Genomic DNA, 25,733 nt, shown 5'->3' with positions numbered 1-25,733 from the left:
CTGAACACGAGAAGTGTGGGACTGGTTTTTTGTTGTGCCATTCTTTTTGAAGACGAACCCTGTTTAAGCTTCTTGCAAGCTATCAGGCATCTGGCAATTACGAAAAAAGCTTAAAGCTGTCCTGTCCAAATCTCCTTGCTTATACTTCGCCCTTGTATCCGCAGATTCATTGTTTCTTGATTTTAAACCGCTGAGTTGATGTATAATATAATATTAAGTTCTCAAACGGAGATAGACAGGAGAAAGCAATGAATCAACGTTTGTATGGTATCTGGCTCGGTGATGTATTCTTCAGCTTCTCGGGTGAAATATCGGAAACAAAAGTAGACGCATGGGCTTTGGCCATGCGGCGTTTGCAGACGGCCTCCGGAGGGCGGCCGTTTCAACAGGCCGCGCTGCGGCTGGCCGAATTGAGATGGCCGGCGGTGACTGTCCGGGAACAGGCGCGGCGCGGTGAACGCAAGCTGCTCACCGGGCGCAGTCTGGAAGGGCTGGCTTTGTCGCCGCGGGAGGCGTGGGGCATGCTGCTCGATTGGGACGACGCCGTGCTGGAATCGCAGGGCATCATCCCGGGAGCCGAGATGGGCTACTGGAGAGAGGCCGCCCTGTTTGCGCTTGAGCTGCTTGCGCGCGGGAAGATCGCGCCCGGCTGGCGCGATGGCCTTGCGCCGGGAGGAAGACGGCGCGGCAGCGTTTCGGCCATCCAGGCGGTCTGGTGTCCTCTGCTGGACCAGCCGGAAGATGAAGAGCGCTTCCGGCTGCTGGCGGCGGATATGCCGCCTGTCGGGCTAGCGCAGATCAAGTCTGCAGCGGAGGAGGAGTTTCAGACCGTAGAGGAAAGGCAGATCCAGGTGCTCCATTCCTTTCTGACGGCAATGATCGACGGTGAAGTGCAGGAAGCTGTCCGGGAGCTGGGAAAAGGGCTGAGAAATGCCCGCGCCAACTACAGACGGGGCAGCTCTCCCCTGAGCGAACTCTGGTGGAACAATCTGACCGGTGCAGGCGTACCGTCCGAAATCCAGGGGAGCAGCGCGGAAATTGCCGACCTTAAGCAGGCTATTGCTGCAGCCGGAGGGCTGCCCCCGGCTGCCCTGGGAAGCGAAGCAGCCGGGGAAGATCCCTTCTTCCGGCTGTTCCTGAGACTGGAGCCGCCGGAGCAGTGGGAGGAGCATCCGTTTTGGACGCTGTCCTTCTGGGCGGAGAGCAGTGAAGACGCCTCGCTGCTGCTGCCTGCGGACGCCATCTGGAACAGTCCTGCTGCGGATATAACGCTTGGAGGCAGGGTGTACAAGGATGCGAAGATACAGCTGCTGACAAGTCTCTACAAGGCAGCGGCATACTCGCCTGAAGTGAGAGAGGCGATGAACAGCCCAATGCCGGATGGAACGGAGCTCAGGCAAGAGGAAGTGTTTCCGTTCTTGACCCGGACCGTTCCGCTGCTGCGCAAGAACGGCGTGACGCTGCAGATGCCTTCGAAATGGACGAAGGAAGGCAAAAGGCGCGCCGGAGTCAAGCTCAAGATGGGCGAATGGGACCAGGCCGGAAATCAGGACCGTCAAGCGGGACTGGGGGTTCAGCAGCTGCTGTCCTTCAGGATGGAGGCGGCTTTGGACGGCAAAATCCTGAACGAACAGGAGCTTGCGGAGCTGGCTTCGGCCAAGACGCCGCTGGTGTTCTTCCAGGGGGAATGGATCGAGATCGATGTCAAGGAGATCCGCCAGGTTCTGCGGTACATCAAGAAGCATGAAGAAGGCAGCATGACGTTTAGCGAGCTGATGCATCTGGCTTCAGGGCTTGCGGAAGACGAGCAGTGGGAAGGACTGCATATCGCCGGTTTCGAGATGGAAGGCATGCTGGATTTCCTTGTTCGGGGCGAAGGTACGGGCTTGGGCCTCTCGAAGCCAAGGCCTGTACCGGGAACGCTTCAGGGCACGCTTCGGCCCTACCAGGAGCGCGGCTTTCAGTGGCTGACGCAGATGCGCGATCTCGGCTTCGGGGCGCTGCTGGCGGATGACATGGGCCTTGGCAAGACGGTCCAGGTGATTACGGCCATGCTTGACGGGAACGGAAATGGAAATGGAAGCAGAAATAGCAACGACAGTGACAACGACAACGGCAATGAAAACGACAACGGCAATGGCGGAGCCGATGCGCATCTCATCATTTGCCCGACGTCGCTGCTGGGCAACTGGCAGCGGGAGCTGAACCGGTTTGCGCCCCAGCTATCCGTCTATATTCATCATGGGAGCAAACGGCTGCACGGCGAGGCGTTTCTGAACGCCTGCAGGCAGCATGATGTGGTGCTGACGACGTATCAGCTCGTCGGACGGGATGCGGCCGAAATGCATGAAGCTGTCTGGTCCGCCATCGTGCTGGACGAAGCCCAGTACATCAAAAATTTTGGCACCAAGCAGGCGCAGAGCGTCATGAAGCTTAAGGCGCCCCAGCGGATCGCCATGACCGGAACGCCGGTGGAGAACCGGCTCGGCGAGCTCTGGTCGATATTTCAGTTTCTCAACCCCGGTTATTTGGGTTCGGCTGCCGCATTCCGGCGCCAGTACGCTCCGGGAAGCGAGAATCGGCCCGAGGCGCTAACCAAGCTGCGCAAACTGGTGGCCCCGTTTCTGTTGCGCCGCCTGAAGAGCGATCCGGACATTCGCAAGGATCTGCCGAAGAAAATAGAAATGAAATCCTACTGCACGCTTACAGCCGAGCAGGCTGCTCTGTACAGAAGCGTCACGGATGAGCTGCTGGTCCGGCTCGGGGACAGCAGCGGCATCGCCCGCAAGGGCATGGTGCTGTCCTCCTTGACCCGGCTCAAGCAAATATGCGATCACCCCGCTCTGCAGCGCGGTGAATCTGAGAAGCCTGCCGCCGCTGACCGGTCCGGAAAGCTGGAGCGGCTGCTGGAACTCACCGATACGGTAACCGAGAACGGAGAAGCGGCGCTTATTTTTACCCAGTATGTCCGAATGGGCGAGCTTTTGGCCCGGCAAATCGGTACCCGCTACGGGTTTCAGCCGTTCTTTCTGCACGGGAGTGTTCATAAGCCGGAAAGAGACGCCATGGTTCGCGCCTTTCAGGACGGTTCGGGACCGCCTCTCTTCATACTATCGCTGAAGGCGGGGGGCGTCGGCCTTAATCTGACGCGGGCCAACCATGTGATCCATTATGACCGTTGGTGGAACCCTGCGGTTGAGAATCAGGCGACCGACCGCGTCTTCCGGATCGGACAGGAGAAAAATGTGGAAGTGCACAAGCTGATTTGCCAGGGCACCCTGGAGGAGCGGATTGATGAGCTGATTGAACGGAAAAGATCGCTCTCCGAGCAGGTTGTCGGCTCGGGCGAACAATGGCTGACGGAAATGTCGACCGAGGAACTCCAGGATCTGATTACACTGCAAGCTGTGGAATGGAGCCAGCTATAGAAGGAGCATGGATATGGTGAAAGAACCATCAAGGGGCCAAGTGAGCGTGACAGCTGTACCGGGTGAGCTTCATCTGGTGTGGCCCGCGCCCGGAGCGATAGCGAAAGGAAAAGAAGGGGCTTCCGCAGCTGCAGGAAGCTGCCGGGTTACACTGCCTGTGCGCAAAGGGAATGCGGCCCTGACGGCGCGCATCACCCAATATTTGCAGGACAGGCCGATGGAGCTGGCCGCCTTGCTGGACGGCGGCCCCTGCCCGGCGGAGCTCGCGGCGCTGCTGCCGCCGGAGCCGCCGTGGGATGGCCCGGGACCCGAGCGGAGCGGTCCCGGCGGGCCATCCTCGCCGCCGCAGGGCGCGCCATGCGCCTGCGGCAAGCCCGGCTGCCCGCGCGCGGCGGCAGCCCCGGAAGCGGCCGCGGCCGGCTGGGCCGCCGACCCGCTGCTGCGCCTGGCGGCGCTGGACCTGGCGCCTGAGGCGCTGGCCCGCGCCGTCTTCGCCGCGTGGGCAGCCGGTGGCGCGCCCGCGGAGGGCGACGGGCCACCCGCCGCCGGTGCTGCACCCGGCCCGCCGCCGCAGAGCGGGGCCGCTGCGCGTTCCCCGCGCGTGGGACCGTCCATCGCCGAGTGGCTCGGGACGGCCGCCGCGCAGGGGCGGCTGCATGAGCCGGGCAGCCGGTTTCGGGAGGCGCGGCGCCGGGAAGTGCCGCCGCAGGGCAGCGCCGCTGCCGCCCCCGGCGTTAAAGCCGTGCTGGCGGAGCTTCTGCCGGGCGTTCCTGCTGCTGCGGACGCCCTGGACCTGATCGCGGAGCGGGTCTCGGAGCGAGCCTCGGAGCGAGCCCGAAAGACGGGGCGGACCTAAAACGGGGGAGCATAAATAAAGGCCGCCGCTTGTGCAGCATTGCTGCAAGCGGCGGCCTTTCATTTCGTGCCCGGGCTAAAATGGGAAACGGCGCGGCTACGCGTCGGCAGGACTATTTTCCGAAAGTGCGATAATCTCCTTGCGGAGACTCAGCATCTTCTTGTCAAGCTCGTCGGCTGCCTTGGCCGCCTCGGTCAGCTCCTTGATGACATGGGAAGGCACCTGTTTGTCATACTTGTAAAACAGAATATGCTCCATGCTCGCCCAGAAATCCATAGCCAAAGTACGCAGCTGGATTTCGACCTTGATCGACCGTTGTCCCTCGAGCAGGATCAGCGGTACGGCGACGATCACATGCAGGCTCTGATACCCGTTAGGCTTTGGCGCTGCGATATAGTCCTTGATTTCGATCACCTGAAGATCTTCGCGCATTTGCAAATGATCGACCAGACTGTAGATATCTTTAACGAAGGCGCATACGATGCGCATCCCGGCAATATCATGAATGTTGTTGAATAAATTTTCGGAAGACAGCTCCAGTCCCTTGCGCTCCATTTTCTTCAGGATGCTGACAGGTTCCTTGATTCTTGTTTTGACGTGCTCGATGGGATTGTAGCCCTGCCGAAGCTTCCATTCCGACTGAATCAGCTTGATTTTGTTCTGAAGCTCCTCCAGCGCCATCTGGTACATCATCGGAAGCTGCCTCCAGTTTTCCAGCAGGCTAAGCTTCTCTTCTCCGGTTTTTTCCCACAGTTCCCGAATCTCAACAGGGCTCAGCGGCAGGTCCTTGCCTTGTTCTTTAGATATAGTCAAAGTATCTTCTCCTATTTGAAAATTGAAGTCAACAGCCAATTCTATTGTACCCGGATTGGAAGGCCAAATCAAAAAAACGGAAGGCAGCAGGCAGGGGGCGTATGCAGATTTTCACAGAACGTTAGAAATCTGGTATTATAATTAACGTCAGCGATACTGCTTGCAAGGGTTGCTGGTTGCTTGCCGGATCGCCTAAAGCCTGAATAAGCAAGATGCGATTATCTCAAACAAAAGTCAGAAGCGTTTTTGATCAGGAGGATGAGGGTTTATGGGGTTCTTGGACCGAATTAAAAGCGGGGCAAACAAAGCGAGCGAACGGGCCCAGAGTGTCATGGAAATCAATAAACTGAATACACAAATCTCAAATATTGAGCGTGAAATGGGAATTTACTACCAGCGGATGGGGCAGGTGTTCTATGAGGGATACCGGGCTAAGGATATGACCCAGGCGGAAAAGGAAATGATGGAGCTCGCCAAAACGTGCGACCTGCTCGCCGAAGAGCGGGATGAGATTCGCGCGCGCATCGCCGCCCTGAAGAACGAACGTTTGTGCGAATGCGGGAAGGTCGTTCCGCAGGAAGCGATATTTTGTCCCTATTGCGGCAACAAGCTTAAAGCCAGAAGCAGCGGCACCTATTCATCCGCCAGCAAAGGCAGGGAAGAGGAAGAAGCGGGCAGCGAGACGGCCGTCTCGACCGAGACCATGGTTTACCGCGGCCCTTTGATCAAGGAGAAACCGCAGGAGGAGAAGCACCTTTCGTCCGAGGAAGAGGAGCGCCGCCGGCGTGAACTGGAACGGGAGCGGGAACGGCAGGAGGAGTTGGACCGGCGAATCCGGACTTGGAAAGAAAGCATGAGCTCTCATTCATCCGGCAGCGAACAAAGCCATACCAGCGAAACGGAGTTCAAGTGCCAAATCTGCGCGGCTCCGCTGGCCAAAGGAACGAAATGGTGTCCGCACTGCGGCGCAGAACAGATTTAATTACCGCGTTTCCCGAATCCATGGAAATGCTCATAGCAAGCCGGGAATGTCATCATTTTGCCTTATTTGTACTGTGACATCGCCCGGCTTGCGCCGTATTAACCGGTAGACTGCCGGTTTCCTGCTTCGCTGCAAGTTTCAGGATAGCGGGACAACAGGCTTGTTGCTTTCAAGCCTCGTGCAGTTGTTTTGGCCGGGAATGCAATTTGGGACGTATGGATAAGCTGAAATTAAAGTCGACTACTGAAATCGGAGTGTGATGGCAATGGAATGTACCGTATATTTTGATGTGGTTCACGAGGACGACGCCAAGGAACTTCGCGGCCTTATTTTCCTTGAGGAAGGCAAAACGCCGACGGAACAGGATTTTCTGAGCATGTTCGAGGAGATGGGATACAAGCTTAGGCTGGAGGACCGTGAACGGCTTACTTTTGCGCCTGTCGATGCCGGGGCGGATTACAAAGAGATTCGCGTTCGCCGGCTGGATACCGGAGACGACGATAAACAATGGGAAGATAACAATCTGAAATCGTTAATCGGGAACCTGCTTCCAAATAAGCCAAAATCCATCTAGCCTCAAAATTTTCTCTTTATTTCCGTGCCTGGTTTGGTTATACTTCTAGCATTGCATTACTTTGCCTGTTAGACATATAACTTGCTCGTATATGTGCAGGAATAGGCCTGCATGTTTCTACCAGATCACCGGAAATGATTGGACTACGGGGAAAGCTTGTTCTGACAGGGAGCCCTGGCATCCTGCAGGGCACGCCCTGTTTTGGAATAACTCTCGCGCCTTAAGCCTGCCTTCCGGATTTTCCGGGAGACGGGCTTTTTGCTTTTTCCGGCATTATGCGAGGGCAAGGAAACTCGGAACATGGAAAGGGGAAATGAGAAATGAAGCTGCTGGTCGATAAAGTCATGCAGGAAGGCATTGTGCTTAGCGACCATGTCCTGAAGGTCGATTCCTTCCTGAATCACCAGATGGATCCGGTATTAATGCGTGAAGTAGGTAAGGAGTTCACCCGTCTGTTCGCGCAGGAGAAAATTACGAAGGTGCTGACGATCGAATCTTCCGGTATCGCTCCGGGCATTATGACTGCGCTGGAACTGAATGTACCGCTGATTTTTGCGCGCAAACACAAGTCGCTTACGCTCAAAGACAATATTTTTGTGGAGAAGGTTTATTCGTTCACCAAGCGGGAGACGAATGAAATTACCGTATCCAAGAAATTTTTGGCGGAAAATGACCGGGTGCTGATCATTGACGATTTTCTGGCGAACGGCGAAGCCGCATTTGGGCTGGCCCGGATTGTGGAGCAGGCCGGGGCGCATGTAGTTGGAATCGGTATTGTTATCGAAAAGGCGTTCCAACCCGGCGGTCGGCTGCTAGCGGAAGCCGGCTATCATGTGGAATCGCTGGTCCGTATAGCATCGCTGGAGAATGGAACGGTCACCCTGGCATAACGCTTGCTTGCTTGACCGCGCAAGTTTCAGAAGGACATGGAAAGGGGACTATTTTTCAAGTCATGAAAGAACAAGACAATTGGTTGACCAAAAGAAATCCGATCAAAACGTTTTCGCTTGGCATTCAGCATGTACTTGCCATGTATGCGGGCGCGGTAGTCGTGCCCATGATTGTTGGACAGGCTATTGGCATGAATCATGCGCAGCTCACCTACCTGATCGCTATCGACCTTTTGGCTTGCGGGGTAGCGACATTGCTGCAAATCTGGGGCAACCGCTACTTTGGCATCGGGCTTCCGGTTATGCTGGGCTGCGCGTTTCAGGCGATTGCGCCGATGATTGCGATCGGAACGGACGGAAAAATGGGGGTATCCGCGATCTACGGGGCCATCATTGCTTCCGGGTTGTTTGTGTTCCTGTTCGCCGGGCTGTTCAGCCGCTTGATCCGCTTCTTCCCGCCGATTGTAACGGGATCGGTCGTTACGATCATCGGGGTTACGCTCATTCCTACCGCACTTAATGATCTGGGCGGCGGCCCGGGCAATCCCGAATTTGGCAGCCCGCTTAATCTCGGTTTGGGGTTTGGCGTATTGCTGTTCATTATTCTCATGAACCGTTTTAACAAAGGCTTTCTGCGCGCCATTTCCGTTCTGCTCGGACTGGTGGCGGGTACTGTGGCAGCCGCTCTTGCCGGCAAGGTCGACTTCACGCCTCTGCAGAAAGCGGGCTGGTTCCATATGATAGAACCGTTCCATTTCGGCAAACCGACGTTTCATGCTTCGGCAATTCTGACTATGATTCTTGTAGCCCTGGTAAGCGTCGCCGAATCCACAGGCGTCTTTCTGGCGCTGGGCAAAATCGTGAACCGGGACATTGATTCCAAAGACCTTGCCCGCGGCTACCGTGCGGAAGGCCTCGCGATTATGCTGGGCGGTATTTTCAACTCGTTTCCGTACACGACGTATTCCCAGAATGTGGGGCTTGTCCAGATGAGCCGGGTCAAAACCCGTGACGTTATTCTGGTCGCCGGCGGACTGCTCGTCATCATCGGCTTCGTGCCGAAAATCGCCGCGCTGGTGCAGATTGTTCCGCCTTCCGTCCTTGGCGGAGCTATGATCGCCTTGTTCGGGCTTGTCCTGTCTTCGGGCATTCGCATGCTGGCCGATCAGGTCGATCTGAACCGATATGAAAATCTGCTGATTATTGCCTGCTCTGTCGGAATGGGGCTTGGCGTAACGGTAGTTCCGAACTTGTTCGATAAACTGCCGTCCTGGCTGAACATTCTTGTCGATAACGGCATCGTGGCGGGAAGCTTCACAGCCATAGCGCTAAACCTGCTGTTCAACGGCTTAAAGGCTGCTCCTGCCGCAGCCGTCAATCGGGCAAGAGATGAGCAGGCTGCTTAAGCGGTAACGCTCGGATCGGTTAAGTAAAACAGTTCTTTGCTTCATCATTTGCTAGACGCGTGACGAGGGGCTTTTTGAACATCCTTCGTCCTTGGTCCTTGGGAACGTTAATCGCCCTCTGCTTTGCCTTCTTGGCCAAGTGGAGGGCGATCTTTTTTATGTATTCGATTGAATTGTCTCATGCGCCAGCTGCAGTTCGCAAAAAAAGTCAATGATCGCTCCCATTCGTTTGATATGCTAATTCTGCGAGGAGGGAAGGGGATGAGCTACAGGACGTTCATACATCAAAGCATCGATTACATTGAACGTCATCTGGATGAGTCGATAGAGCTTGAACGGGTGGCCGCCCACGTCGGATTTTCAATGTTTCATTTCCACCGGATATTCCGCAGGGAAGTGGGTATGACCGTTGCCGACTACGTTCGGACCCGGCGGCTTTGCCGCGCTCCGTAGCTCCTCTCCGTTTCGTTCTACGTTGTCGGTTTCATCGCATTCGCGGTCTCCCTTAGCGCAAATCCTTCTATTGGGGGCCGGGGCTTATCGGCAAAAATCGCCGCAGCTCTGGCGATTCGAGCGGTGACCTGCTATTGTTAGGTCAGAGGTGTAGATATGACAGGAAAACGAATTACAAGCATGGATGTGGCGCGGCGTGCGGGCGTATCCCGCAGCGTTGTGTCGGCCGTGATCAATGGAACGCAGGGGATCGGCGTCAGCCTGGCCAAGAGGGAAGCCGTTCTGAAGGCCATGCGCGAGCTGAACTATCACGTCGATGCAAGCGCCCGCGCGATGAAGACGGGCAGAAGCCATTGTGTGGCCGCTTTTGGCGATACATCGAACGCGCTGTTCCTGCAGCTTCTTGAAGGGCTGCAGCAGGCGTGCGTCCGGCTGGGCTATCATGTGCTGTTGGTCGGGCAAGGAAGCGGACGGGAATCAAGGGAAGAGCTCATCGCGCTTTATTTGCAGCGGCGGGTCGACGGCATCATTAGTCTGGATCATCCCGGATATGAGGATAAAGCATGGGCGAATCAAGTTGAACAACATCGCATTCCGTACGTATCCGTGGAAGGATATGCCGGATCCGATGAAATCTGCTCGGTGCTAGCGGATTATTACGGCAGTGTAAAGACGGCGCTGCAATATCTGTCCACGGGCAAGCCCGATATTCCAAGCTACCTGCGGATTGCCGCCTCCGAGGCCCCGGTCAACTGGGCGGAAAAAGCCCGGCTTCAGGCTTATCTGGAGTTTTGCGCGGGTAAAGGCGCAGAACCCGTCGTAGAGGTGGTCGAAAGCCAGTATGCGGCGCGAATCAGGGACATTCTGAAGCGGGACATCGCTGCGGGACGTCCGCTGCTGTATTTGTCCAACTGGATGGACGGCGCTCTGGAAATTTACAGGGCGGCGGCGGAACTGGACCTGAAAATTGGCCGCGACGTGCGGGTCATGTCGGCGGACAATACATACCGGGTAAGCCGTCAGCTCGTCCCACGGCTCAGTGTAATGGCCGTTCCATATAAGGAAATGGGAGAGAAGGCGGTCGAAGTGCTGTTGGAGCAGATTGACCGCAGTGAGGTCGAGACTGAAGCAGGGGCTTCGTGCAAGCATTGGATAGAAGCCCAGCTGATCTCTGGCGAGAGCGTATAGTTTATGGCCAATCCGAGTTTTCCGCGGTTTCGGCAAGCCCTACCAATTTCGCAGCTGGCTTTCGGCAAAGTCTCCGATCCAGGGAAGCTTCAGCCATTTTTTTTGCAGCGAGGACACGATAAGAATGATCCACAGCAGTACTCCAACAATGCTGAGCAGCATCGACAGCACAATCCCGATCAAGGGAATGAAGCCCGCCAACGTATGGCTGACCATCAGTCCGCCGAACAGCAATACGGATTGCAGCGCATGAAACAGGACAAAGCGGCTTCTTTTCTCAATCACCAGAAAAACAATGCCGCCAACGAACGGGAACAGGTGGCAGAGAAAGGCAGCCAGATTTTCCGGAAGGCCTGTGGAGGATCTGAACGGTGACAATCGCAACACCTTCTTGATTTCATCAGATGAAGGGAATCGGGAGTCCCCCTCTCCTTGATAATTTATGACAAGCATTCCGAACTAAGAACGTGATTTCCGGTCTGCAGCCTATTTGGCTGCCGTTTCAGGATGGCGCTGCCGATGCCTCTAGCCTTGAAAAAATGCTCGATCTGCCTAACAAGCGTTCTGCATGCCCCCGTAAGCTCCCCCCATCAGAAGCACGACCGGCTTGCCTTCCGGTTCCTGTCATGATTCGTAAGGTACAATTCCATAAAATCCTTCAAAAATAATGAAAGCTGAAACATGCCGATGAATATGTTACAATATAGAGAGATAGGAGGCCGCTTCATTCATATCCGGTATATACACAAGATAACCTAAGGAATTACGCCTTGAAGATGACTTGGATACCAAGCATTGATTCATGGCGGTTCGCACCGGGTATGTATAGTGTCAGATGCTTGCCGGAGGGCAGCGAAACAAACTTAACCACTTCTAGATGAATATTTGTAGGATCTTTTCGGCATTCTCATTAACGGAAGCATTAACCATAAGCGTTCTGGGAGGGAATCATTATGGCAACGAAAGGTCATAACGAAGTTAAGGAAAGTTTGCGGGAAATGACAAGAATTTTCAGACCGAAGGATCCCAAAAAGTTTGTTAAAGAGTACGTTCGCAAATACCGTATTATGGGCGGTTATGAGGAAGAGCTAACGCACCTTGTTGAACGGGAAATGGGCAAGCTGGATTCTTCAGTTTCATGATGATTCACTGATGATCGGTCAGCTATCACAAACGAAATAGGAAAGCGCCAAACCGTCTGTTCGCAATTTACAGCGAAGGACGGTTTTTTTCTTTGTTTTATAACATATATTAAATCATTACAGGTCTCATTGAATACAGGTCAAAGAGCGCACAAATTTAAAAAGGAGGCTTGCCCCATGCCGAAAGCCACGTTGAAGAATGCGGAGCAGATTGCGCGTATACGGGCAGCGGGGAAAATACTTGCCGACTGTCATAGGGCCTTGGAACAATTGATTGCCCCCGGTATTTCCACGATGGAGATCAACGCCTTTGTTGAACGCTTCCTGCAGGAGAGGGGAGCCGTTCCGGCACAGAAAGGATACCGGGGATTTCCTTTTGCCATATGCGCTTCGGTAAATGATGTGGTATGCCATGGATTTCCGACTCACAGGCCGCTGCAAAAGGGCGACATTGCAACGATTGATATTGTCGTGGACAAGGACGGCTGGCTGGCCGACTCGGGCTGGACTTATCTGGTTGGCGAGGCGAGGCCCGAAGTCCAGCGATTATACGATATCACAAAACTGGCGCTGGAGCGCGGCATAGCCGAGGCGGCTCCAGGCAAACGGATCGGCGATATCGGTTATGCCATTCAGCGAACGGCGGAGGAAGCGGGGATCGGTATTGTAAAGCCGCTGGTCGGGCACGGAATCGGTCAGACGATGCATGAACCTCCCGATGTCCCCAATTACGGAAGACCGGGTGCGGGACTTAAGCTGCGAAAAGGGATGGTCATTACCATTGAGCCGGTTTTTATGCTTGGTGAAAGCGGCGCGGTGCTGTGGGAGTCCGACGGTTGGACGATCCGTTCTGCGGACGGGACGCCAGGTGCGCAGTTTGAGCATACCGTAGCCATAATGGACAAGGGAGCGGCCATTTTGACGTTATAAGCCGGCAGGTCCTGTTGGCTTCGGCTTCGCTGTTATATTTTATATTAACACTTGGCATGCAGCCTGGCGCAAAGCGCCGGGTTTTTTTGTTCTTTATTATTGCAGGTTGACAAAAACTAACAATACTCATATACTGTGTATAAAGATATACACAGTAATCACAGTTAGTGAAGCAAGCGGCTTAATCCGGGTTTGGAAACAGCTCGCTGGCAGGACGAAAAGAATGGATTGCCGCTTAAGGGAAGGAAGGGAATCTTGGCGATGAATGCATGGAAAGACAGCATGATCTTAATGAAAAAGGAATGGGACACCGAACGATTTACTCTGCTGTGGAATTTTGTGTTCATGATTTATACGGCCGGAGGCATCAGCTTATTGCTTTTTGGTTCAAGATCGGATGAAGCGGCCGACATTCTCAGTCCTGCCGTTGATTTTATGTTTCTTATATTTGCCCCAATTACGGGCTCTTACTTCTCGAGGCGTTCTTTCCGCTATTTGAAGGATGATTCTTATACGCAGATGCTGCTGTATTACCGGATTTTGCCGATTCCGCTTCAGTCCATTGTTTTTTCCCGATTCCTGCAGGCTGTCGCCGCTTTAATATTTAACGGTCTGGTGTACTATGCCACGATTTATTTCCTGTCAGGCGGCCTGAACGATAGGATTCATGGATTTGACTATGCCGCATTTGCATTGACCTGGACCGGGTACGGATTAGTGACAACAGGTCTTTATATTTATTTTGAATTTTTGCGAAGCGGGCGGACCTATATGTGGATGAGCTTTGCCCATATGGGGATTGCTGTCCTGGCTGCGATTGCCATCATGATGATGAAAGGGAGCCTGCTAGGCTATACGCTGCAAGTTTCCCGCCACTTTGGATTGTTATCCCCGCTCATGTGGGGAAGCCTTGTACTCGGCGCGATAAGCTTGGCTTTGTTCTACCGTGTTATTTTACGGAAGCTGGAAGTTAGAGATTTGGTTTGAAGTAAATAATAGGGATGCGGCTGCTAAATGCAGCTAACAATGGCAAGCGTGCCGGGAATATGAATCGAGGTGTTGTAAAGGGTGTGGATTCCCATACAGATAAACGAGAGCAGCGCCGAGCCGCTTTATCATCAGATCGAAACACAGCTTCGGTCGATGATCGTCAGCGGTCAGATCGGGGAAGGCACCCTTCTGCCGTCTATCCGGGAATTTGCCGGAAGTCTGAACTGCAGCGCAATAACGGTCCGGCGTGTCTATCAGGATCTGGAAAATGAAGGCCTGCTTCGGACGAAGCAGGGAACGGGAACGTTCGTCGCCAAGGTGGAGGAATCGCAGCGCGGGGCATTCAAGCAGACCTTGGTTATGGAGGCGCTGGAAGCGGCTGCTGACGCCGCGATTTCCTTGCAATACAGCAAAGAAGAGCTGCTAGATCTGTTCATGCAGGTGCTGGGCAGGAAGTACGAGGATAAAGGGAAAGGCGGAGATCAGAAATGACTGGCGAGTTGGCCGTTCAGCTCAGAGGGGTTACCAAGGAAGGGCGCCGTAAACCGATAGGTCCGATTGACCTTGATATCCCTGCCGGATATGTGGTTGCCCTTGTCGGGCCAAATGGTGCAGGGAAGAGCACATTGATGCATCTGATGCTGAAGACGTTACAGCAGGATGAAGGCCAGGTGGAATGGTTCGGCAAGCAGTATGAGCGGGGTCTGCCTGTGGAAGTGCAGCGGAAGATCGCTTATGTGCCTGAAGTTCCGATCTATGAGGAGAACTATTTAACCGCGGAGAAGGCGGGGGAATTCCGTTCCAAATGGTACCCTGCCTGGGATGCCGGACGTTTTGAAGAGCTACTGAACCGCTTTGGCGTTCCGCGGGGGATCAGGCTTGCCAAAATGTCCAAAGGGGAGCGGCGCAAGTTCGAAATTTCGGCGGCGCTCGCCTGCCGTCCCAAGCTGCTGCTGCTCGACGAGCCTTCTTCCGGCCTGGATCCATTCGCCTGGAAGGAAATGATCGAAAGCTTGAGGACACTGCTTGAAGAAGAAGGAATCACGATTATTCTGTCCACGCACATTGTGGAGGAAGTGAAGCGGCTGGCCGATTATATTGTGCTCGTCTATCAGGGTCAGGTACACGGCATGGTGGAGAAGGATATGCTCCTTGGCTGCTTTCAGGAATGGTGGATTCGCGGGGGCGCAGAGGAGGCGGCCAGACTGAAGGGGCTGAGCAGTGAAAGCGGCCCGGGTATGATGAGAATTATGGTAGGCTGTCCGGAAGAAACGGAAAGCATTGCAGCCAGAGAAGGCATCGAAGTGCTGCGCAAGCGAAGCCTTGAGCTGGAAGAGGCTTTGGACCTATGGATGAAGGGACATCTGCCCGAACAATTGAAATGGAAGAGGGGAATTTAGTAATGGCAAAGCCTTTGATTTTGAATCGGGTCTTGAAACAGTTTGGGGACAAGACGGCGGTGAACGGCATTTCGCTGGAGGTGGAAGAAGGTGAAATTTACGGCCTCCTGGGGGCGAATGGCGCCGGCAAGACGACAACGATGCGGATGGTGCTTGGCGTTATTTTTCCGGATGGAGGAGACATTTCCTATTTCGGCAAGCCGTACGGACCGGATCAGCGGCATGAAATGGGCTATCTGCCTGAGGAACGCGGATTGTATCCCAAGGTGAAGGTAAGCGAACAAATTATTTATCTTGCCCAGCTGCGCGGCATGTCCGCAAGGGAAGCTGACCAAAGCCTCCGTTTTTGGCTCGATCGGTTTGAGGTGCCTGAGTATTATGACAAGCGGATTGAAGAACTGTCGAAAGGCAATCAGCAAAAGATGGGCTTTATCGCGGCAGTGGTCCATAAGCCCAAGATTCTTATTCTGGATGAGGCCTTCAGCGGCCTGGATCCGGTCAATGTGGAGCTGCTTAAGGCGAACGTCAAACAGCTGCGCGACGAGGGAACGAGCATTCTGTTCTCGACTCACCGCATGGAGCATGTAGAGGAACTGTGCCGAAATATTACGATTTTGCACAAGTCGAATTCGGTTATTCAGGGGGATCTTCGCGAAATCAAGAAACGTTACCCGCGGGAGGAAGTCTTTCTTGGCACAACCAGTCCCGTGGCAGGATTGGAAGAAATTGCGGGCGTTACCGGCGTGGAACGCAAAGAGCGCGGCTACCTCATCCGCATCTCCGATGTTGCGGATGCCAAGCATATTTTGGCTGCAGCCATGGAGCAGAGCGAGGTTGAGCACTTTGAGATTAAAGAGCCGACGCTGAACCAGATCTTTATTAAAGAGGTGGGGGAGTCCAATGAATAAACTGGGTACGGTCGTTCGATTTTCTTTGCTGAGTAAAGTGAAGAAGAAATCATTTATGATCACTATGATCATCATCGCTATCATTGTCAGCATTTTAGTTAACGTTCCTTATCTGATTCAAGTGTTTACCGGGAAGGATGACGAAAGCAAGTCAGTGCGCATTGGCCTTCTCTATGACACTCAGCCGCAAATCGCCGAGACGTTCAAGCAGGCTTCGCAGCAGCTTCCGAATGCCGGCTACACCTTGATTGATTACAAGCAAAAGACGGACAGCGGCGTTCTGCAGCAAGACATCGATCAGGATAAAATTGACGGTTATCTGCAGTTTGGCGAAGAACAGAAGGGCGGCTTCCCGGACGTGACGTACATTTCCAAATCCGGCAGTGACCTTGAAGGCAGTCTGCAGGCTACAATCCAGAGCGCTCTTCAGAATGTAAAAATGCGGATCATTGCCGGCGGGTCTCTGAGCAATGAGCAGCTTGGCGAGATGGGAGTTCCGGTGCAGTTGAACGAGCAGAAGGCCGGAAGCGCGGATTCGGGCTCCAAGAAAGACAATTCGATTGAATCCAATCTGGCCAATTACATCTATGTGTATGTTCTGATTATTTTGTTCCTGATGATCAACACGATGACCGGCAGCATGATCGCTTCGGAAGTCACGTCGGAGAAAAGCTCGCGGATTATGGAAATTCTGATTACGAGCGTATCGCCGCTTACGCAGATGTTCGGCAAAATTATCGCCATGTTTCTGCTCGGACTTATGCAGATCGCTTTCCTTACCCTTATTGTTGTCGGGAACGTGGCGATGCCTCACAACCGCCAGGCTATCACCGAGATGGGCGTAGACTTGTCGCAGATCAGCCTTGACGTATTCCTGTTCGGCCTGCTGCTATATGTCCTGGGATATTTCCTGTATGCGACCCTGTTTGCAGCCATCGGTTCGCTGGTCAGCCGGACAGAAGAGCTTGGCCAGGCGATCATGCCGATTACGCTTCTGCTGATGATTTCGTTCTATGTAGGGATGTTCAGCATGGGGACTCCGAACGCGATTTTGATTAAAATTACCTCGTTCATTCCGTTTACCTCTCCGATTTCGATGCTGGTGCGGATCGGCATTGGGGACGTGGCAGCCTGGGAAATAGCGGTATCCCTGGCCATTCTGCTCGTATCCATCGTGTTCTTCGGCTGGCTGTCGGCGAAGATTTACCGTACCGGCGTGCTGATGTACGGCAAACGTCCGTCGCTCCGGGAGCTGGGCAAGGCGATGCGGGCTTACAAGATGTAGCAGGAATGAAGACATATTGTGCGGTGTCATAATTATTGAGAAATTTTTCGGAATTAATGAGAAATGAATTAATACATTTTAATGGTTGAAAGGATGAGTACAACTGCTCATCCTTTTTTTCTATTTTGTAATTTTCTCGACAATATGACTCTTTAATAAATATCTATAGTAGAAACAAAGGTTAGATGTAAATGGTACTGGTTTTTGGCAGTAAAAGAATACTCAATGTTGACGTGGAACAAAAACGAAATTAAACTATTCAATAAATTAATTGAACGATTGAGGTGATTTAGAAATGAATGAAAGAGACTTTAAAGATGAATTATTTAAGGAATTTGCTCGTATCGGTAAATGCCTTTCTAGTCCCAAACGATTAGAAATCCTGGATATTTTAACACAAGGACCAAAGTCAGTTGAGCGTATATCGACTATGACATCCATGTCTGTGGCAAACGTCTCTCAACACTTACAAATCCTACATCATGCAAAATTGGTGGATTATAAGAAACACGGAAACTTTGTTTATTACGAGCTTGCTGATTCGGCAGTGTTTCATTTTCTTGATTCGCTGTATGGATTGTCTGAAAAACAATTAGTTGAAGTTCAACGCATTAAAGACGAATTCTTGGGTCAGTTATCAGATATAGAGGAAGTCTCCATGGAAGAACTCTTGAACCGTATGGAAGAAGGGAAGGTTACGCTAATCGACGTCCGTCCAAAGGATGAATATGAAGCCGCTCATATTCCAGGAGCTATTTCAATACCTATTGAGGAGTTGGCAGATCAATTGGCTACACTGCCAGCAGATGCTAAAGTTGTTGCGTATTGTAGAGGCCCCTACTGCTTAATGTCTGTAAAGGCAATCGAGTTTTTAAAATCGAAGGGATTCGATGCTGCTCGTTTTGATAAGAGAGTTCAAGACTGGGATATTCTTAAACAAAGTATCCGTAGAAATGAAAAATTTCACTGATTTAAAACCAAAAACAGAGGTGTTACTCTATTGAATTCAAATATAGTTGAGAACCCGTCATCAATTCTGCAAAGTTACGTTGAATCTCCTGAAAAGCAAAGCAAATTATACCGCCGAACCTTGGTCATTGTTATTCTTTCGCAGATTTTTGGTGGAGCTGGACTCGCAGCAGGAATTACAGTCGGGGCGCTTTTGGCCCAAGATATGCTGGGAACTGATAATTTTACTGGCATTCCAACAGCTCTGTTTACATTAGGTTCAGCAGGTGCTGCATTGCTGGTTGGCCGTCTATCTCAACAGTATGGAAGGAGTTTGGGATTAGGTTTAGGATTTCTTATGGGCGGTTTGGGAGCAGTTGGAGTCGTGGCAGCTGCTTTAGCCAATAGCATTATATTGCTTTTAATTTCATTGCTCGTATATGGAGCAGGTACGGCAACGAATTTACAGGCCCGATATGCAGGGACAGACCTAGCCAATGCTAAGCAGCGGGCAACTGCAGCTAGTGTGGCTATGGTGTTCACTACATTTGGAGCAGTAGCAGGTCCCAATTTGGTTAATGTCACGGGGGACTTTGCGCTTTCTATAGGAGTTCCGAGCTTAGCTGGGCCATTTCTTTTAGCAGCCGCAGCTTATACTCTGGCCGGAATTGTTTTGCTGGTTTTACTGCGGCCCGATCCTTTGTTGGTAGCCAATGCAATTGCTATCTATGGTAAAGAGTCAGAAAAGATATCCTCAGTACAAGAAACGATTCCTATGGGATTAGAAAAGCGTGGAATTACCATTGGTGCGGTGGTTATGATCTTAACTCAAATCGTGATGGTGGCCATTATGACCATGACGCCTGTACACATGAAACACCATGGACACGGACTAAGTGAAGTTGGACTTGTGATTGGATTTCATATCGGCTCCATGTATCTTCCCTCTCTGATTACAGGTATTTTGGTAGATAAGATTGGTCGTACAGCGATGGCAATCGCTTCTGGAGTTACACTTTTAATTGCTGGTGTAGTAGCTGCAACCGCGTCGGCGGATTCGATGGTGGTATTGATTATTGCTCTTTCACTTTTAGGCTTGGGATGGAATTTTGGTTTAATTAGCGGTTCAGCCTTAATTGTGGATGCAACAACTCCATCAAATCGCGCTAAGGTGCAAGGTTCGGTTGACGTTTTAATCGCCCTCTCTGGAGCTTCAGGAGGAGCGTTATCCGGTATGGTTGTCGCACAATCTAGCTATGCAACCCTTTCCTTTGCTGGAGGTTTGCTGTCCCTAATGCTTATCCCGGTGATGTTATGGCTACGTCACAAAAAGTAAATGAACTCTCTTAGATATAGAATAGGTTTCTCGACCTTTTGAATGAGCGGTTAGGCTCGTTAGGACCTCAGGACGAACTTTATCGTGAGGGATTAAACCAAGTGGTGGAAGCCTACCGTAGTGGAAAGAAAGTGGGATTCCCTTGTGGTGGAGGCAGGGGAAGGACGGGAAATGGCTAAAACCATTTGCCGAGTATCAATGGCTCCAAGCTTCCTCGCTTGATTTCACGGGCGATCGTAGAATGATGTCTACCTAGCTCACGACCAATTTGGTGCGTTGTCCAGCCAAGACGATGTAAAGTTTCTAGTTTACTGCGTTCAATTATGCTACGATCAGAGTAGCTCATGTTGGGTTCTCCTGTTCAATGGTTAGTGTGGTAACTTCCATTTTACACGAATCCATACATGGGCGTTTTCTTTGTTTACCTGTTGCACTTCATATTACAATCTGTCGTGTCCAAATATTGACTCAAATCCAAATCTAACTTCAATTAGCTTATACTAAAATGTAAAAATATCTAAGTAAGGGACTGATAAGATGAAAAAGGTTGGAATTATTGGAGGTACGGGACCAGAATCAACAGTAGATTATTACCAATCAATCATTTCTAAATATCAAGAAAAGATTGGAAGCAAAGAAGATTTACCGGAACTCTTTATTAACAGCATTAATATGTACAAGATATTTCATTTGCTTATGAATGGACAGACACAAGAGTTAATTAATTACTTAACTGATGCTGTTCAAAAATTAGAAAGTGTTGGGGCTGATTTTGTGGTGTTTACTGGAAACACACCACATATTGTTTTTGAACAAGTTCAAGAAAAAGTCCAAGTACCTATGATAAACATGGTAGAAGAAACTTATTTAAAAGCAAAAGAATTGAGCTTAGAAAAGATTGGTCTTATAGGAACAAAGTTTACGATGGAAAATGATTTTTTCAAAAAACCATTTATTTCTCATAACATAGAGATGGTAGTACCGAATCAATCGGAACAGGAATACATTCATAGAAAAATTGTAGAAGAATTAGAAAATGGCATCGTGAACAACGATACAAAAAAAGGTTTTTTAAATATCATTGAACAAATGACAGATAGAGATGGTATACAAGCGGTCATATTAGGTTGCACAGAAATTCCTATGTTAATCAAAAATGAAGATTTAAATATTCATTCATTAAATACAGCAGAAATTCACATTAATAAGATTATCGATACTATTTTTATGGACACAACTCATTGACGTTATTGAACTATATGGGGCGATTGTTGAGCAAGAAGTAAAAGGTCGATTCATATTATACACTGCCATTTCTTTAGCGGCGGGGATCTGTTGGAGAATCTCTTTACTTGTCCCATACGGCATTAATTTCATGTTGAATCAAATTATAGTGGGTCACCCTGGCAGCGTCTTGTATCTGTCGAATTTTTTTCCTGCCATAAACAAAGGAACCGGCTTTCTGTCCGGCTATACCCATTCCCTGAATCCCTATGCCGGCTGCTCGTTCGCCTGCTCCTATTGCTATGTTCGGCAAATGCCGATATCCACATTCCGCCCGGAAGAGTGGGGCAGCTGGGTAGACGTCAAGCTAGGCGCAGCCGCTCTGCTGCAAAAAGAGCTTCGAAAAGCCAAGTCCAAAGGCAAGGTAACCGTGTTTATGTCTTCCAGCACCGATCCTTACCAGCCTGTCGAATACAAGGAACAAATAACGAGATCCTTGCTTGAAGTGATGACTTTGGATCCTCCCGATTTTCTGTAGCGTCCAGACTCGCAGTCCCCTCGTGGTCAGAGATACCGATTTGCTCCGGAAGCTTAAAGGGCAAGTAAGGGTCAGCATGACCGTGGAAACGGATTTGGAGCCCATGCGTCGGCACTTTACGCCCGCTGCTCCGCCCATTGCGGCCAGATTAAAAGCGTTGGAGCACCTCAGGGCGGCGGGTGTTCGACCTAGGCGACCATTGCTCGGGTGCTTCCCAGCAGTCCCTCGTTTGCGATGACCCTTCGCAAGGTGGCAGATCGGGTCTGTGTGGATGACTATTTTATGGGTGACGGCAGCGGAGGAAGAAGGACTGGCAGGCTCGGCATACGCTCATTATATAGTCAGATGGATATGGAGGAATGGTATGATCCTTCAGCTTAGCGCATGGTTTATGACCGGCTTAGAGCCGTATTTGCAGACCATCAGATTTTTGTAAGCCAGCAAGGATTTTAACCCTTAGCAGTGAAGATCGGAAGGGCTATAGAAACGAACGGGAGATTACTGCCATATGCCAAGGGTTGAAACGAAGTATTTTGACTACGGTCAGGCTGAAATGGATTTTTTGAGTAAAAGAGATGCGGCGCTTGGAGCGGCGATAACCAGAATGGGCAAAGTGGAGCGTAGCGTGATTCCCGATTTGTTCAGCGCCCTCGTCTATGCCATTATAGGACAGCTTATTTCCGTAAAAGCCGCCAAGACGGTTTGGGACAATATGCAGCATCAGCTCGGCGAAATCAGTCCGAACAACCTGTCTAAACAAACACCGGGCGAGATCCAAAGGTGCGGAATCACGATGAAAAAGGCGGTCTGCATCCATCAGATCGCAATGACGATCGAGGAGGGCGCACTCGACCTGGAGGAGCTGCACCGGATGTCTGACGACGAGGTCATTCGCAGGCTGACAGGCCTAAATGGAGTGGGACGATGGACGGCTGAAATGCTGCTAATCAACTCGATGGAGCGCCGCGATATAGTCAGTTGGGGAGATGCCGCCATTCGACGGGGCATGATGAAATTGTACGGTTTGGACCAATTAACGAAACGGCAGTTTGACGAATACCGTCTTTGTTACTCACCTTACGGTTCCGTTGCATCCATCTATCTGTGGGAAATCTCGTTCGAATAACATTCCTAGAAACGGAAAATTCGCGGCATGAAGCGGAAATGAGCATTAATTTCACTATCTTGCTTTTTCATTGCAAAAATCGTACATCGGGCATGTCAAAAGGCTATACTGTTCACAGAGGTGATAGGCATGTCAAAACGAAGGGAATCGGGTACAAGCAGCAGTAAGGAACAGGAGCTGACCGAAGAGAAATGGCAGGCTATTCTAGGGAATGACCCGTCCTATGACGGTCACTTCTTCTATGCAGTCAAGTCTACCGGCATCTTCTGCCGTCCATCCTGCAAATCCAAGGCTCCGAAGCGTGAAAATGTGCGGATTTTTGCGTCGGCCACCCAAGCCTTGCAAGAGCAATTCCGTCCCTGCAAGCGCTGCAAGCCGACCGGGGAACGGTTGCCGGACGAGGAGTGGGTGGCTGTCATGACAGCATATATCGACAGAAATTATTCCGAGCCGATATCGCTTGAGTTTCTCGCCGAAATGTGCCATGGCAGCCCTTATCATTTGCACCGGACCTTTAAGAAGGTCATGGCGATCACGCCAACCGAATATCTTAGGCGTACCCGCATCGCGCGGGCAAGGCAGTATCTGGTGCAAACCGATCAGTCAATAGCAGAGATTGGCGCTATGGTGGGACTGCCCAATACCTCTTATTTCATAACGCTATTCAAGCGTATAACGGGGGGCACTCCTGCCGGTTACAGGCAGCGAAACAAGGTACAGCAAGCAATGAACCCAGATATGGAGGGAGCTAATGATGAAACTGAGCAAGAGTACCGTCTGCTGGACAATTGTGAAACATGAGGACTGGCATATTCACATCGCCGCAAGCAGCACCGGACTCTGCTATGTCGGATCGGCAAACAAGCCTTATGCGGAGCTAGAGGAATGGGTGCTGAAACGTAGACCTGGCAGCTCGCTCGTGCGAGATGACGAACGTATGCGGCCCTTTGCCCTTGAGCTAGCGGAATATTTGGAGGGCCGCCTAAGCAGCTTCACCGTTCCGTCCGATTTGCAGGGAACGCCGTTTCAAACGGCTGTTTGGGAGGCTCTACGTCAAATTCCGTATGGGGAAACCTGGTCCTACTCGGATGTTGCCCGTCATATCGGGAAACCGGCTTCAGTACGGGCGGTCGGAGCAGCGGTCGGAGCCAACCCGCTATTGATCACGGTTCCCTGCCACCGGGTAATCGGCAAAAGCGGAGCCTTAACCGGATATCGGGGCGGACTCGAGATGAAGACAAGGCTGCTTTCGCTGGAACAAGGGAACGCTGGATTTCAAGAAGCAACGTTCAGGGGAGAGACTGTGCTTCAGGTTAAAGAGGCGGAAAGCGGACACGCCAGTTTACAAGTCGTTAGGAAATGATCGCGGCTTGCTGGCTTTTAAAAAGGCTGCCGCATCCCTCACGCGGCAGCCTGTAAGCAATATGGCAAATAACTAGGCTAAAGAATCAGCAATAAGTTCGGACCAATGCTTTACGCAAACCCCAGCACAGGGTGCGGTACGTACGGCTCTTCAAGTCTCTTGATCTCATCCGATGTCAGCGTAATTTCCAGTGCAGCCACGGCATCCTCCAGATGGTGCGGTTTGGTCGCTCCGATGATCGGAGCGGTTACCGGCTTCTTCTGGAGCACCCATGCGAGCGCGATTTGCGCGCGGGGAACGCCGCGTTCTTCCGCGATTTCCTTGACCACTGCGGCTACTTTGCGGTCGGCCTCGGCGGTTGTCGTGTACAGCTTTTTTATAACTTCGTCCGTTTCGGAGCGAACGCTTGCTTCTTCCCAATCCCGGGTGAGCCGTCCTCGTGCCAGCGGACTCCAGGGGATCACCCCGATGTTCTCCGCTTCGCACAGCGGCAGCATTTCGCGTTCCTCTTCCCGGTACAGCAGGTTCAGGTAATTCTGCATGCTGACAAACCGGGTCCAGCCGTGGCGTTCGGCCGTGAAGAGAGCCTTCTGGAACTGCCAGGCGTACATGGAGGATGCGCCGATATAACGCGCTTTGCCGGCTTTAACCACATCATGAAGAGCTTCCATCGTTTCTTCAATCGGGGTGTTATAATCCCAGCGGTGGATCTGATACAGGTCCACATAATCGGTTCCAAGCCGCCGGAGGCTGTGGTCAATCTCGGACAAAATCGCTTTGCGCGACAAGCCTTTTCCGTTAGGGCTGTTGCGCATCTGGCCGTGAACCTTGGTGGCGATGACGACTTCATCCCGGTTCGCAAAATCCTTCAGCGCTCTCCCGACAATTTCCTCACTCGTCCCGTCGGAATAAATATTCGCGGTGTCAAAGAAATTGATGCCAAGCTCCAGCGCCCTTTTGATGAAAGGCCGGCTCAGTTCTTCATTCAGCGTCCATGCATGCGCGCCGCGTGAAGGCTCTCCGTAACTCATACATCCCAAGGCAAGCCGGGAGACATCCATCCCGGTATTTCCGAGTTTTACATATTTCATGGCCGTCATCCATCCTCTCTACCCTTCATGATTGATAGCAGGAGCATCAGTTGTTCTCCCGTTAAATTTAAGTTTAGTTCACCTGCGCAGTGGGTGCAAATTCCACGCCGCCCAGGTTTCGGAAGCGGCCAGATTGCCGAAGCTTGCATGACAGATTAGCGCTTTATGCCCAGGTACTGGCCAAAGGATTATTCCTTGGTCCTTCGTTACCAAGTTTAGGGCTTCCCATTCTTGCGATTAAGATGACCGTATTGTAGTATCTGGGGTGAGGTGAAGCTTAGTGAACAGAGAAAACAAGACAAAGATTTTGTTTGTCTGCTTGGGCAATATTTGCCGTTCTCCGATGGCTGAGGCGGTGTTCCGTCATCTGGTTCGGCAGGAAGGCATGGAAGACCAGTTTGTCATTGATTCGGCGGGAACCGGAGACTGGCATACAGGTGAGCCTCCGCACCATGGCACCCGCAGAATACTCGACCAACACGGCATTTCCTATGAGGGACTTCGGGCGAGACAGATAACGGCAAACGATGGTTCGGAGTTTGATTATATCGTGGCCATGGACGCGTCCAATGTGGATAATCTGAGCCGGTTAACGAAGGGGACGGGAGCCAAGGTTATCAAGCTGCTTGATCTCGTGCCTGGATCGAAAGGTCAGGATGTTCCCGATCCGTACTACACGGGAAACTTTGAGCACGTCTACGATCTTGTTGGCCAGGGCTGCCGGGCTTTATTGGAGCATATCCGGCAGGAGGATGCCCATAAAGCGTAGAGGCCCGATGCCTTTAGGGGACAGGCGTTTTTTGCAAGCCATTCAGATTCAGGTTGAAAAGTCCGCGTAAACCGCGGGCTTATTATATTTTCA

The 25,733-nt window shown here is 51.7% G+C and carries 24 protein-coding genes, 3 pseudogenes and 1 riboswitch; of the genes and pseudogenes, 23 read left to right on the top strand and 4 right to left on the bottom strand.

The features are described 5' to 3' along the window. Positions 1-248: 248 nt before the first annotated feature. Positions 249-3,428: a DEAD/DEAH box helicase gene (locus tag K7397_RS06270; RefSeq protein ID WP_223067090.1), complete on the top strand. Its 3,180-nt coding sequence runs from the start codon at positions 249-251 to the stop codon at positions 3,426-3,428. Positions 3,429-3,585: 157 nt separating this feature from the next. Further along, positions 3,586-4,284: a hypothetical protein gene (locus K7397_RS06265; RefSeq protein WP_223067089.1), complete on the top strand. Its 699-nt coding sequence runs from the start codon at positions 3,586-3,588 to the stop codon at positions 4,282-4,284. A gap of 96 nt (positions 4,285-4,380) precedes the next feature. On the opposite strand, the gene K7397_RS06260 is transcribed toward K7397_RS06265, so the two are convergent. After that, positions 4,381-4,977: a GTP pyrophosphokinase gene (locus K7397_RS06260; RefSeq protein WP_223067122.1), complete on the bottom strand. Its 597-nt coding sequence runs from the start codon at positions 4,975-4,977 to the stop codon at positions 4,381-4,383. Between the two features lie 388 nt (positions 4,978-5,365). On the opposite strand from K7397_RS06260, the gene K7397_RS06255 reads away from it, so the two are divergent. The 6 genes and pseudogenes from K7397_RS06255 (at position 5,366) to K7397_RS06230 (ending at position 10,590) form a co-directional block, all read left to right on the top strand. Next, positions 5,366-6,079: a zinc ribbon domain-containing protein gene (locus K7397_RS06255; protein WP_223067088.1), complete on the top strand. Its 714-nt coding sequence runs from the start codon at positions 5,366-5,368 to the stop codon at positions 6,077-6,079. A 265-nt stretch (positions 6,080-6,344) separates the two neighbouring features. Further along, entirely contained in the window at positions 6,345-6,653 is a 309-nt protein-coding gene (locus tag K7397_RS06250; protein WP_223067087.1) for a hypothetical protein, read from the top strand. 65 nt (positions 6,654-6,718) lie between these two features. Next, positions 6,719-6,819, top strand: a riboswitch (purine riboswitch). Between the two features lie 154 nt (positions 6,820-6,973). Next, positions 6,974-7,543 (top strand): xanthine phosphoribosyltransferase, encoded by a 570-nt coding sequence (locus tag K7397_RS06245; protein WP_223067086.1) that lies wholly within the window; start codon positions 6,974-6,976, stop codon positions 7,541-7,543. Between the two features lie 62 nt (positions 7,544-7,605). Next, positions 7,606-8,949 (top strand): nucleobase:cation symporter-2 family protein, encoded by a 1,344-nt coding sequence (locus K7397_RS06240; protein ID WP_223067085.1) that lies wholly within the window; start codon positions 7,606-7,608, stop codon positions 8,947-8,949. A 261-nt stretch (positions 8,950-9,210) separates the two neighbouring features. After that, positions 9,211-9,396: pseudogene (locus tag K7397_RS06235) on the top strand (AraC family transcriptional regulator); the annotation flags it as partial. Positions 9,397-9,558: 162 nt separating this feature from the next. Then, complete coding sequence (locus K7397_RS06230) at positions 9,559-10,590, top strand: LacI family DNA-binding transcriptional regulator (protein WP_223067083.1); 1,032 nt, start codon at positions 9,559-9,561, stop codon at positions 10,588-10,590. A 39-nt stretch (positions 10,591-10,629) separates the two neighbouring features. On the opposite strand, the gene K7397_RS06225 is transcribed toward K7397_RS06230, so the two are convergent. Further along, positions 10,630-10,968: a DUF4870 domain-containing protein gene (locus K7397_RS06225; protein ID WP_223067082.1), complete on the bottom strand. Its 339-nt coding sequence runs from the start codon at positions 10,966-10,968 to the stop codon at positions 10,630-10,632. 575 nt (positions 10,969-11,543) lie between these two features. Between K7397_RS06225 and K7397_RS06220 the strand changes: the two genes are divergently transcribed. From K7397_RS06220 to K7397_RS06180, 9 genes are all read left to right on the top strand, one after another. After that, on the top strand, positions 11,544-11,732 hold the full coding sequence (locus K7397_RS06220; RefSeq protein WP_223067081.1) for a hypothetical protein: 189 nt from the start codon (positions 11,544-11,546) through the stop codon (positions 11,730-11,732). A gap of 177 nt (positions 11,733-11,909) precedes the next feature. Then, a complete protein-coding gene (gene map / locus K7397_RS06215; RefSeq protein WP_223067080.1) occupies positions 11,910-12,662 on the top strand; it encodes a type I methionyl aminopeptidase in 753 nt (250 codons plus the stop codon). A gap of 261 nt (positions 12,663-12,923) precedes the next feature. Continuing rightward, entirely contained in the window at positions 12,924-13,649 is a 726-nt protein-coding gene (locus K7397_RS06210; protein ID WP_223067079.1) for a hypothetical protein, read from the top strand. 81 nt (positions 13,650-13,730) lie between these two features. After that, on the top strand, positions 13,731-14,144 hold the full coding sequence (locus K7397_RS06205) for a GntR family transcriptional regulator (RefSeq protein ID WP_223067078.1): 414 nt from the start codon (positions 13,731-13,733) through the stop codon (positions 14,142-14,144). Further along, a complete protein-coding gene (locus tag K7397_RS06200) occupies positions 14,141-15,052 on the top strand; it encodes an ABC transporter ATP-binding protein (protein WP_223067077.1) in 912 nt (303 codons plus the stop codon). Before K7397_RS06205 ends, K7397_RS06200 begins: the two co-directional genes overlap by 4 nt. A gap of 2 nt (positions 15,053-15,054) precedes the next feature. Beyond that, entirely contained in the window at positions 15,055-15,960 is a 906-nt protein-coding gene (locus K7397_RS06195) for an ABC transporter ATP-binding protein (RefSeq protein ID WP_223067076.1), read from the top strand. Beyond that, positions 15,953-17,245, top strand: a complete 1,293-nt coding sequence (locus K7397_RS06190) for an ABC transporter permease (RefSeq protein WP_223067075.1) — start codon at positions 15,953-15,955, stop codon at positions 17,243-17,245. The genes K7397_RS06195 and K7397_RS06190 overlap by 8 nt, the downstream gene beginning before the upstream one ends. Before the next feature lie 295 nt (positions 17,246-17,540). Continuing rightward, positions 17,541-18,215, top strand: a complete 675-nt coding sequence (locus tag K7397_RS06185; RefSeq protein ID WP_223067074.1) for an ArsR/SmtB family transcription factor — start codon at positions 17,541-17,543, stop codon at positions 18,213-18,215. 30 nt (positions 18,216-18,245) lie between these two features. Next, positions 18,246-19,529: an MFS transporter gene (locus K7397_RS06180; RefSeq protein ID WP_223067073.1), complete on the top strand. Its 1,284-nt coding sequence runs from the start codon at positions 18,246-18,248 to the stop codon at positions 19,527-19,529. 208 nt (positions 19,530-19,737) lie between these two features. On the opposite strand, the pseudogene K7397_RS06175 reads toward K7397_RS06180, so the two are convergent. Continuing rightward, positions 19,738-19,875: pseudogene (locus K7397_RS06175) on the bottom strand (helix-turn-helix domain-containing protein); the annotation flags it as partial. A 191-nt stretch (positions 19,876-20,066) separates the two neighbouring features. Here K7397_RS06175 and K7397_RS06170 point away from each other — a divergent pair. From K7397_RS06170 to K7397_RS06150, 5 genes and pseudogenes are all read left to right on the top strand, one after another. Continuing rightward, positions 20,067-20,774, top strand: a complete 708-nt coding sequence (locus tag K7397_RS06170) for an aspartate/glutamate racemase family protein (RefSeq protein WP_223067071.1) — start codon at positions 20,067-20,069, stop codon at positions 20,772-20,774. 130 nt (positions 20,775-20,904) lie between these two features. Further along, positions 20,905-21,744, top strand: a pseudogene (locus K7397_RS06165) (SPL family radical SAM protein). 55 nt (positions 21,745-21,799) lie between these two features. After that, a complete protein-coding gene (locus tag K7397_RS06160) occupies positions 21,800-22,417 on the top strand; it encodes a DNA-3-methyladenine glycosylase family protein (protein WP_223067070.1) in 618 nt (205 codons plus the stop codon). A 129-nt stretch (positions 22,418-22,546) separates the two neighbouring features. After that, a complete protein-coding gene (locus tag K7397_RS06155) occupies positions 22,547-23,218 on the top strand; it encodes a bifunctional transcriptional activator/DNA repair enzyme AdaA (RefSeq protein ID WP_223067069.1) in 672 nt (223 codons plus the stop codon). Continuing rightward, positions 23,169-23,780, top strand: a complete 612-nt coding sequence (locus K7397_RS06150) for a methylated-DNA--[protein]-cysteine S-methyltransferase (protein WP_420488755.1) — start codon at positions 23,169-23,171, stop codon at positions 23,778-23,780. Before K7397_RS06155 ends, K7397_RS06150 begins: the two co-directional genes overlap by 50 nt. Positions 23,781-23,890: 110 nt before the next feature. On the opposite strand, the gene K7397_RS06145 is transcribed toward K7397_RS06150, so the two are convergent. Continuing rightward, on the bottom strand, positions 23,891-24,871 hold the full coding sequence (locus K7397_RS06145) for an aldo/keto reductase (RefSeq protein WP_223067068.1): 981 nt from the start codon (positions 24,869-24,871) through the stop codon (positions 23,891-23,893). Between the two features lie 280 nt (positions 24,872-25,151). Here K7397_RS06145 and K7397_RS06140 point away from each other — a divergent pair, with 280 nt between their 5' ends. Then, positions 25,152-25,640, top strand: a complete 489-nt coding sequence (locus K7397_RS06140; protein ID WP_337926683.1) for a low molecular weight protein-tyrosine-phosphatase — start codon at positions 25,152-25,154, stop codon at positions 25,638-25,640. Positions 25,641-25,733: the final 93 nt, after the last annotated feature.

The organism is Paenibacillus caui (assembly GCF_019904135.1).
GTDB classification, from domain to species: Bacteria; Bacillota; Bacilli; order Paenibacillales; family Paenibacillaceae; genus Fontibacillus; species Fontibacillus caui.
The sequence above is the reverse complement of the archived record's forward strand: the minus strand, read 5'-3'. Positions and strand labels throughout refer to the sequence as shown.

Coding starts and splice junctions, on each gene's coding strand:
- K7397_RS06270 (WP_223067090.1), top strand. CDS start 249: ATGAATCAACGTTTGTATGGTATCTGGCTCGGTGATGTATTCTTCAGC.
- K7397_RS06260 (WP_223067122.1), bottom strand. CDS start 4,977: ATGATGTACCAGATGGCGCTGGAGGAGCTTCAGAACAAAATCAAGCTG.
- K7397_RS06255 (WP_223067088.1), top strand. CDS start 5,366: ATGGGGTTCTTGGACCGAATTAAAAGCGGGGCAAACAAAGCGAGCGAA.
- K7397_RS06250 (WP_223067087.1), top strand. CDS start 6,345: ATGGAATGTACCGTATATTTTGATGTGGTTCACGAGGACGACGCCAAG.
- K7397_RS06245 (WP_223067086.1), top strand. CDS start 6,974: ATGAAGCTGCTGGTCGATAAAGTCATGCAGGAAGGCATTGTGCTTAGC.
- K7397_RS06240 (WP_223067085.1), top strand. CDS start 7,606: ATGAAAGAACAAGACAATTGGTTGACCAAAAGAAATCCGATCAAAACG.
- K7397_RS06230 (WP_223067083.1), top strand. CDS start 9,559: ATGACAGGAAAACGAATTACAAGCATGGATGTGGCGCGGCGTGCGGGC.
- K7397_RS06220 (WP_223067081.1), top strand. CDS start 11,544: ATGGCAACGAAAGGTCATAACGAAGTTAAGGAAAGTTTGCGGGAAATG.
- map (WP_223067080.1), top strand. CDS start 11,910: ATGCCGAAAGCCACGTTGAAGAATGCGGAGCAGATTGCGCGTATACGG.
- K7397_RS06210 (WP_223067079.1), top strand. CDS start 12,924: ATGAATGCATGGAAAGACAGCATGATCTTAATGAAAAAGGAATGGGAC.
- K7397_RS06200 (WP_223067077.1), top strand. CDS start 14,141: ATGACTGGCGAGTTGGCCGTTCAGCTCAGAGGGGTTACCAAGGAAGGG.
- K7397_RS06195 (WP_223067076.1), top strand. CDS start 15,055: ATGGCAAAGCCTTTGATTTTGAATCGGGTCTTGAAACAGTTTGGGGAC.
- K7397_RS06190 (WP_223067075.1), top strand. CDS start 15,953: ATGAATAAACTGGGTACGGTCGTTCGATTTTCTTTGCTGAGTAAAGTG.
- K7397_RS06185 (WP_223067074.1), top strand. CDS start 17,541: ATGAATGAAAGAGACTTTAAAGATGAATTATTTAAGGAATTTGCTCGT.
- K7397_RS06170 (WP_223067071.1), top strand. CDS start 20,067: ATGAAAAAGGTTGGAATTATTGGAGGTACGGGACCAGAATCAACAGTA.
- K7397_RS06160 (WP_223067070.1), top strand. CDS start 21,800: ATGCCAAGGGTTGAAACGAAGTATTTTGACTACGGTCAGGCTGAAATG.
- K7397_RS06155 (WP_223067069.1), top strand. CDS start 22,547: ATGTCAAAACGAAGGGAATCGGGTACAAGCAGCAGTAAGGAACAGGAG.
- K7397_RS06150 (WP_420488755.1), top strand. CDS start 23,169: ATGATGAAACTGAGCAAGAGTACCGTCTGCTGGACAATTGTGAAACAT.
- K7397_RS06145 (WP_223067068.1), bottom strand. CDS start 24,871: ATGAAATATGTAAAACTCGGAAATACCGGGATGGATGTCTCCCGGCTT.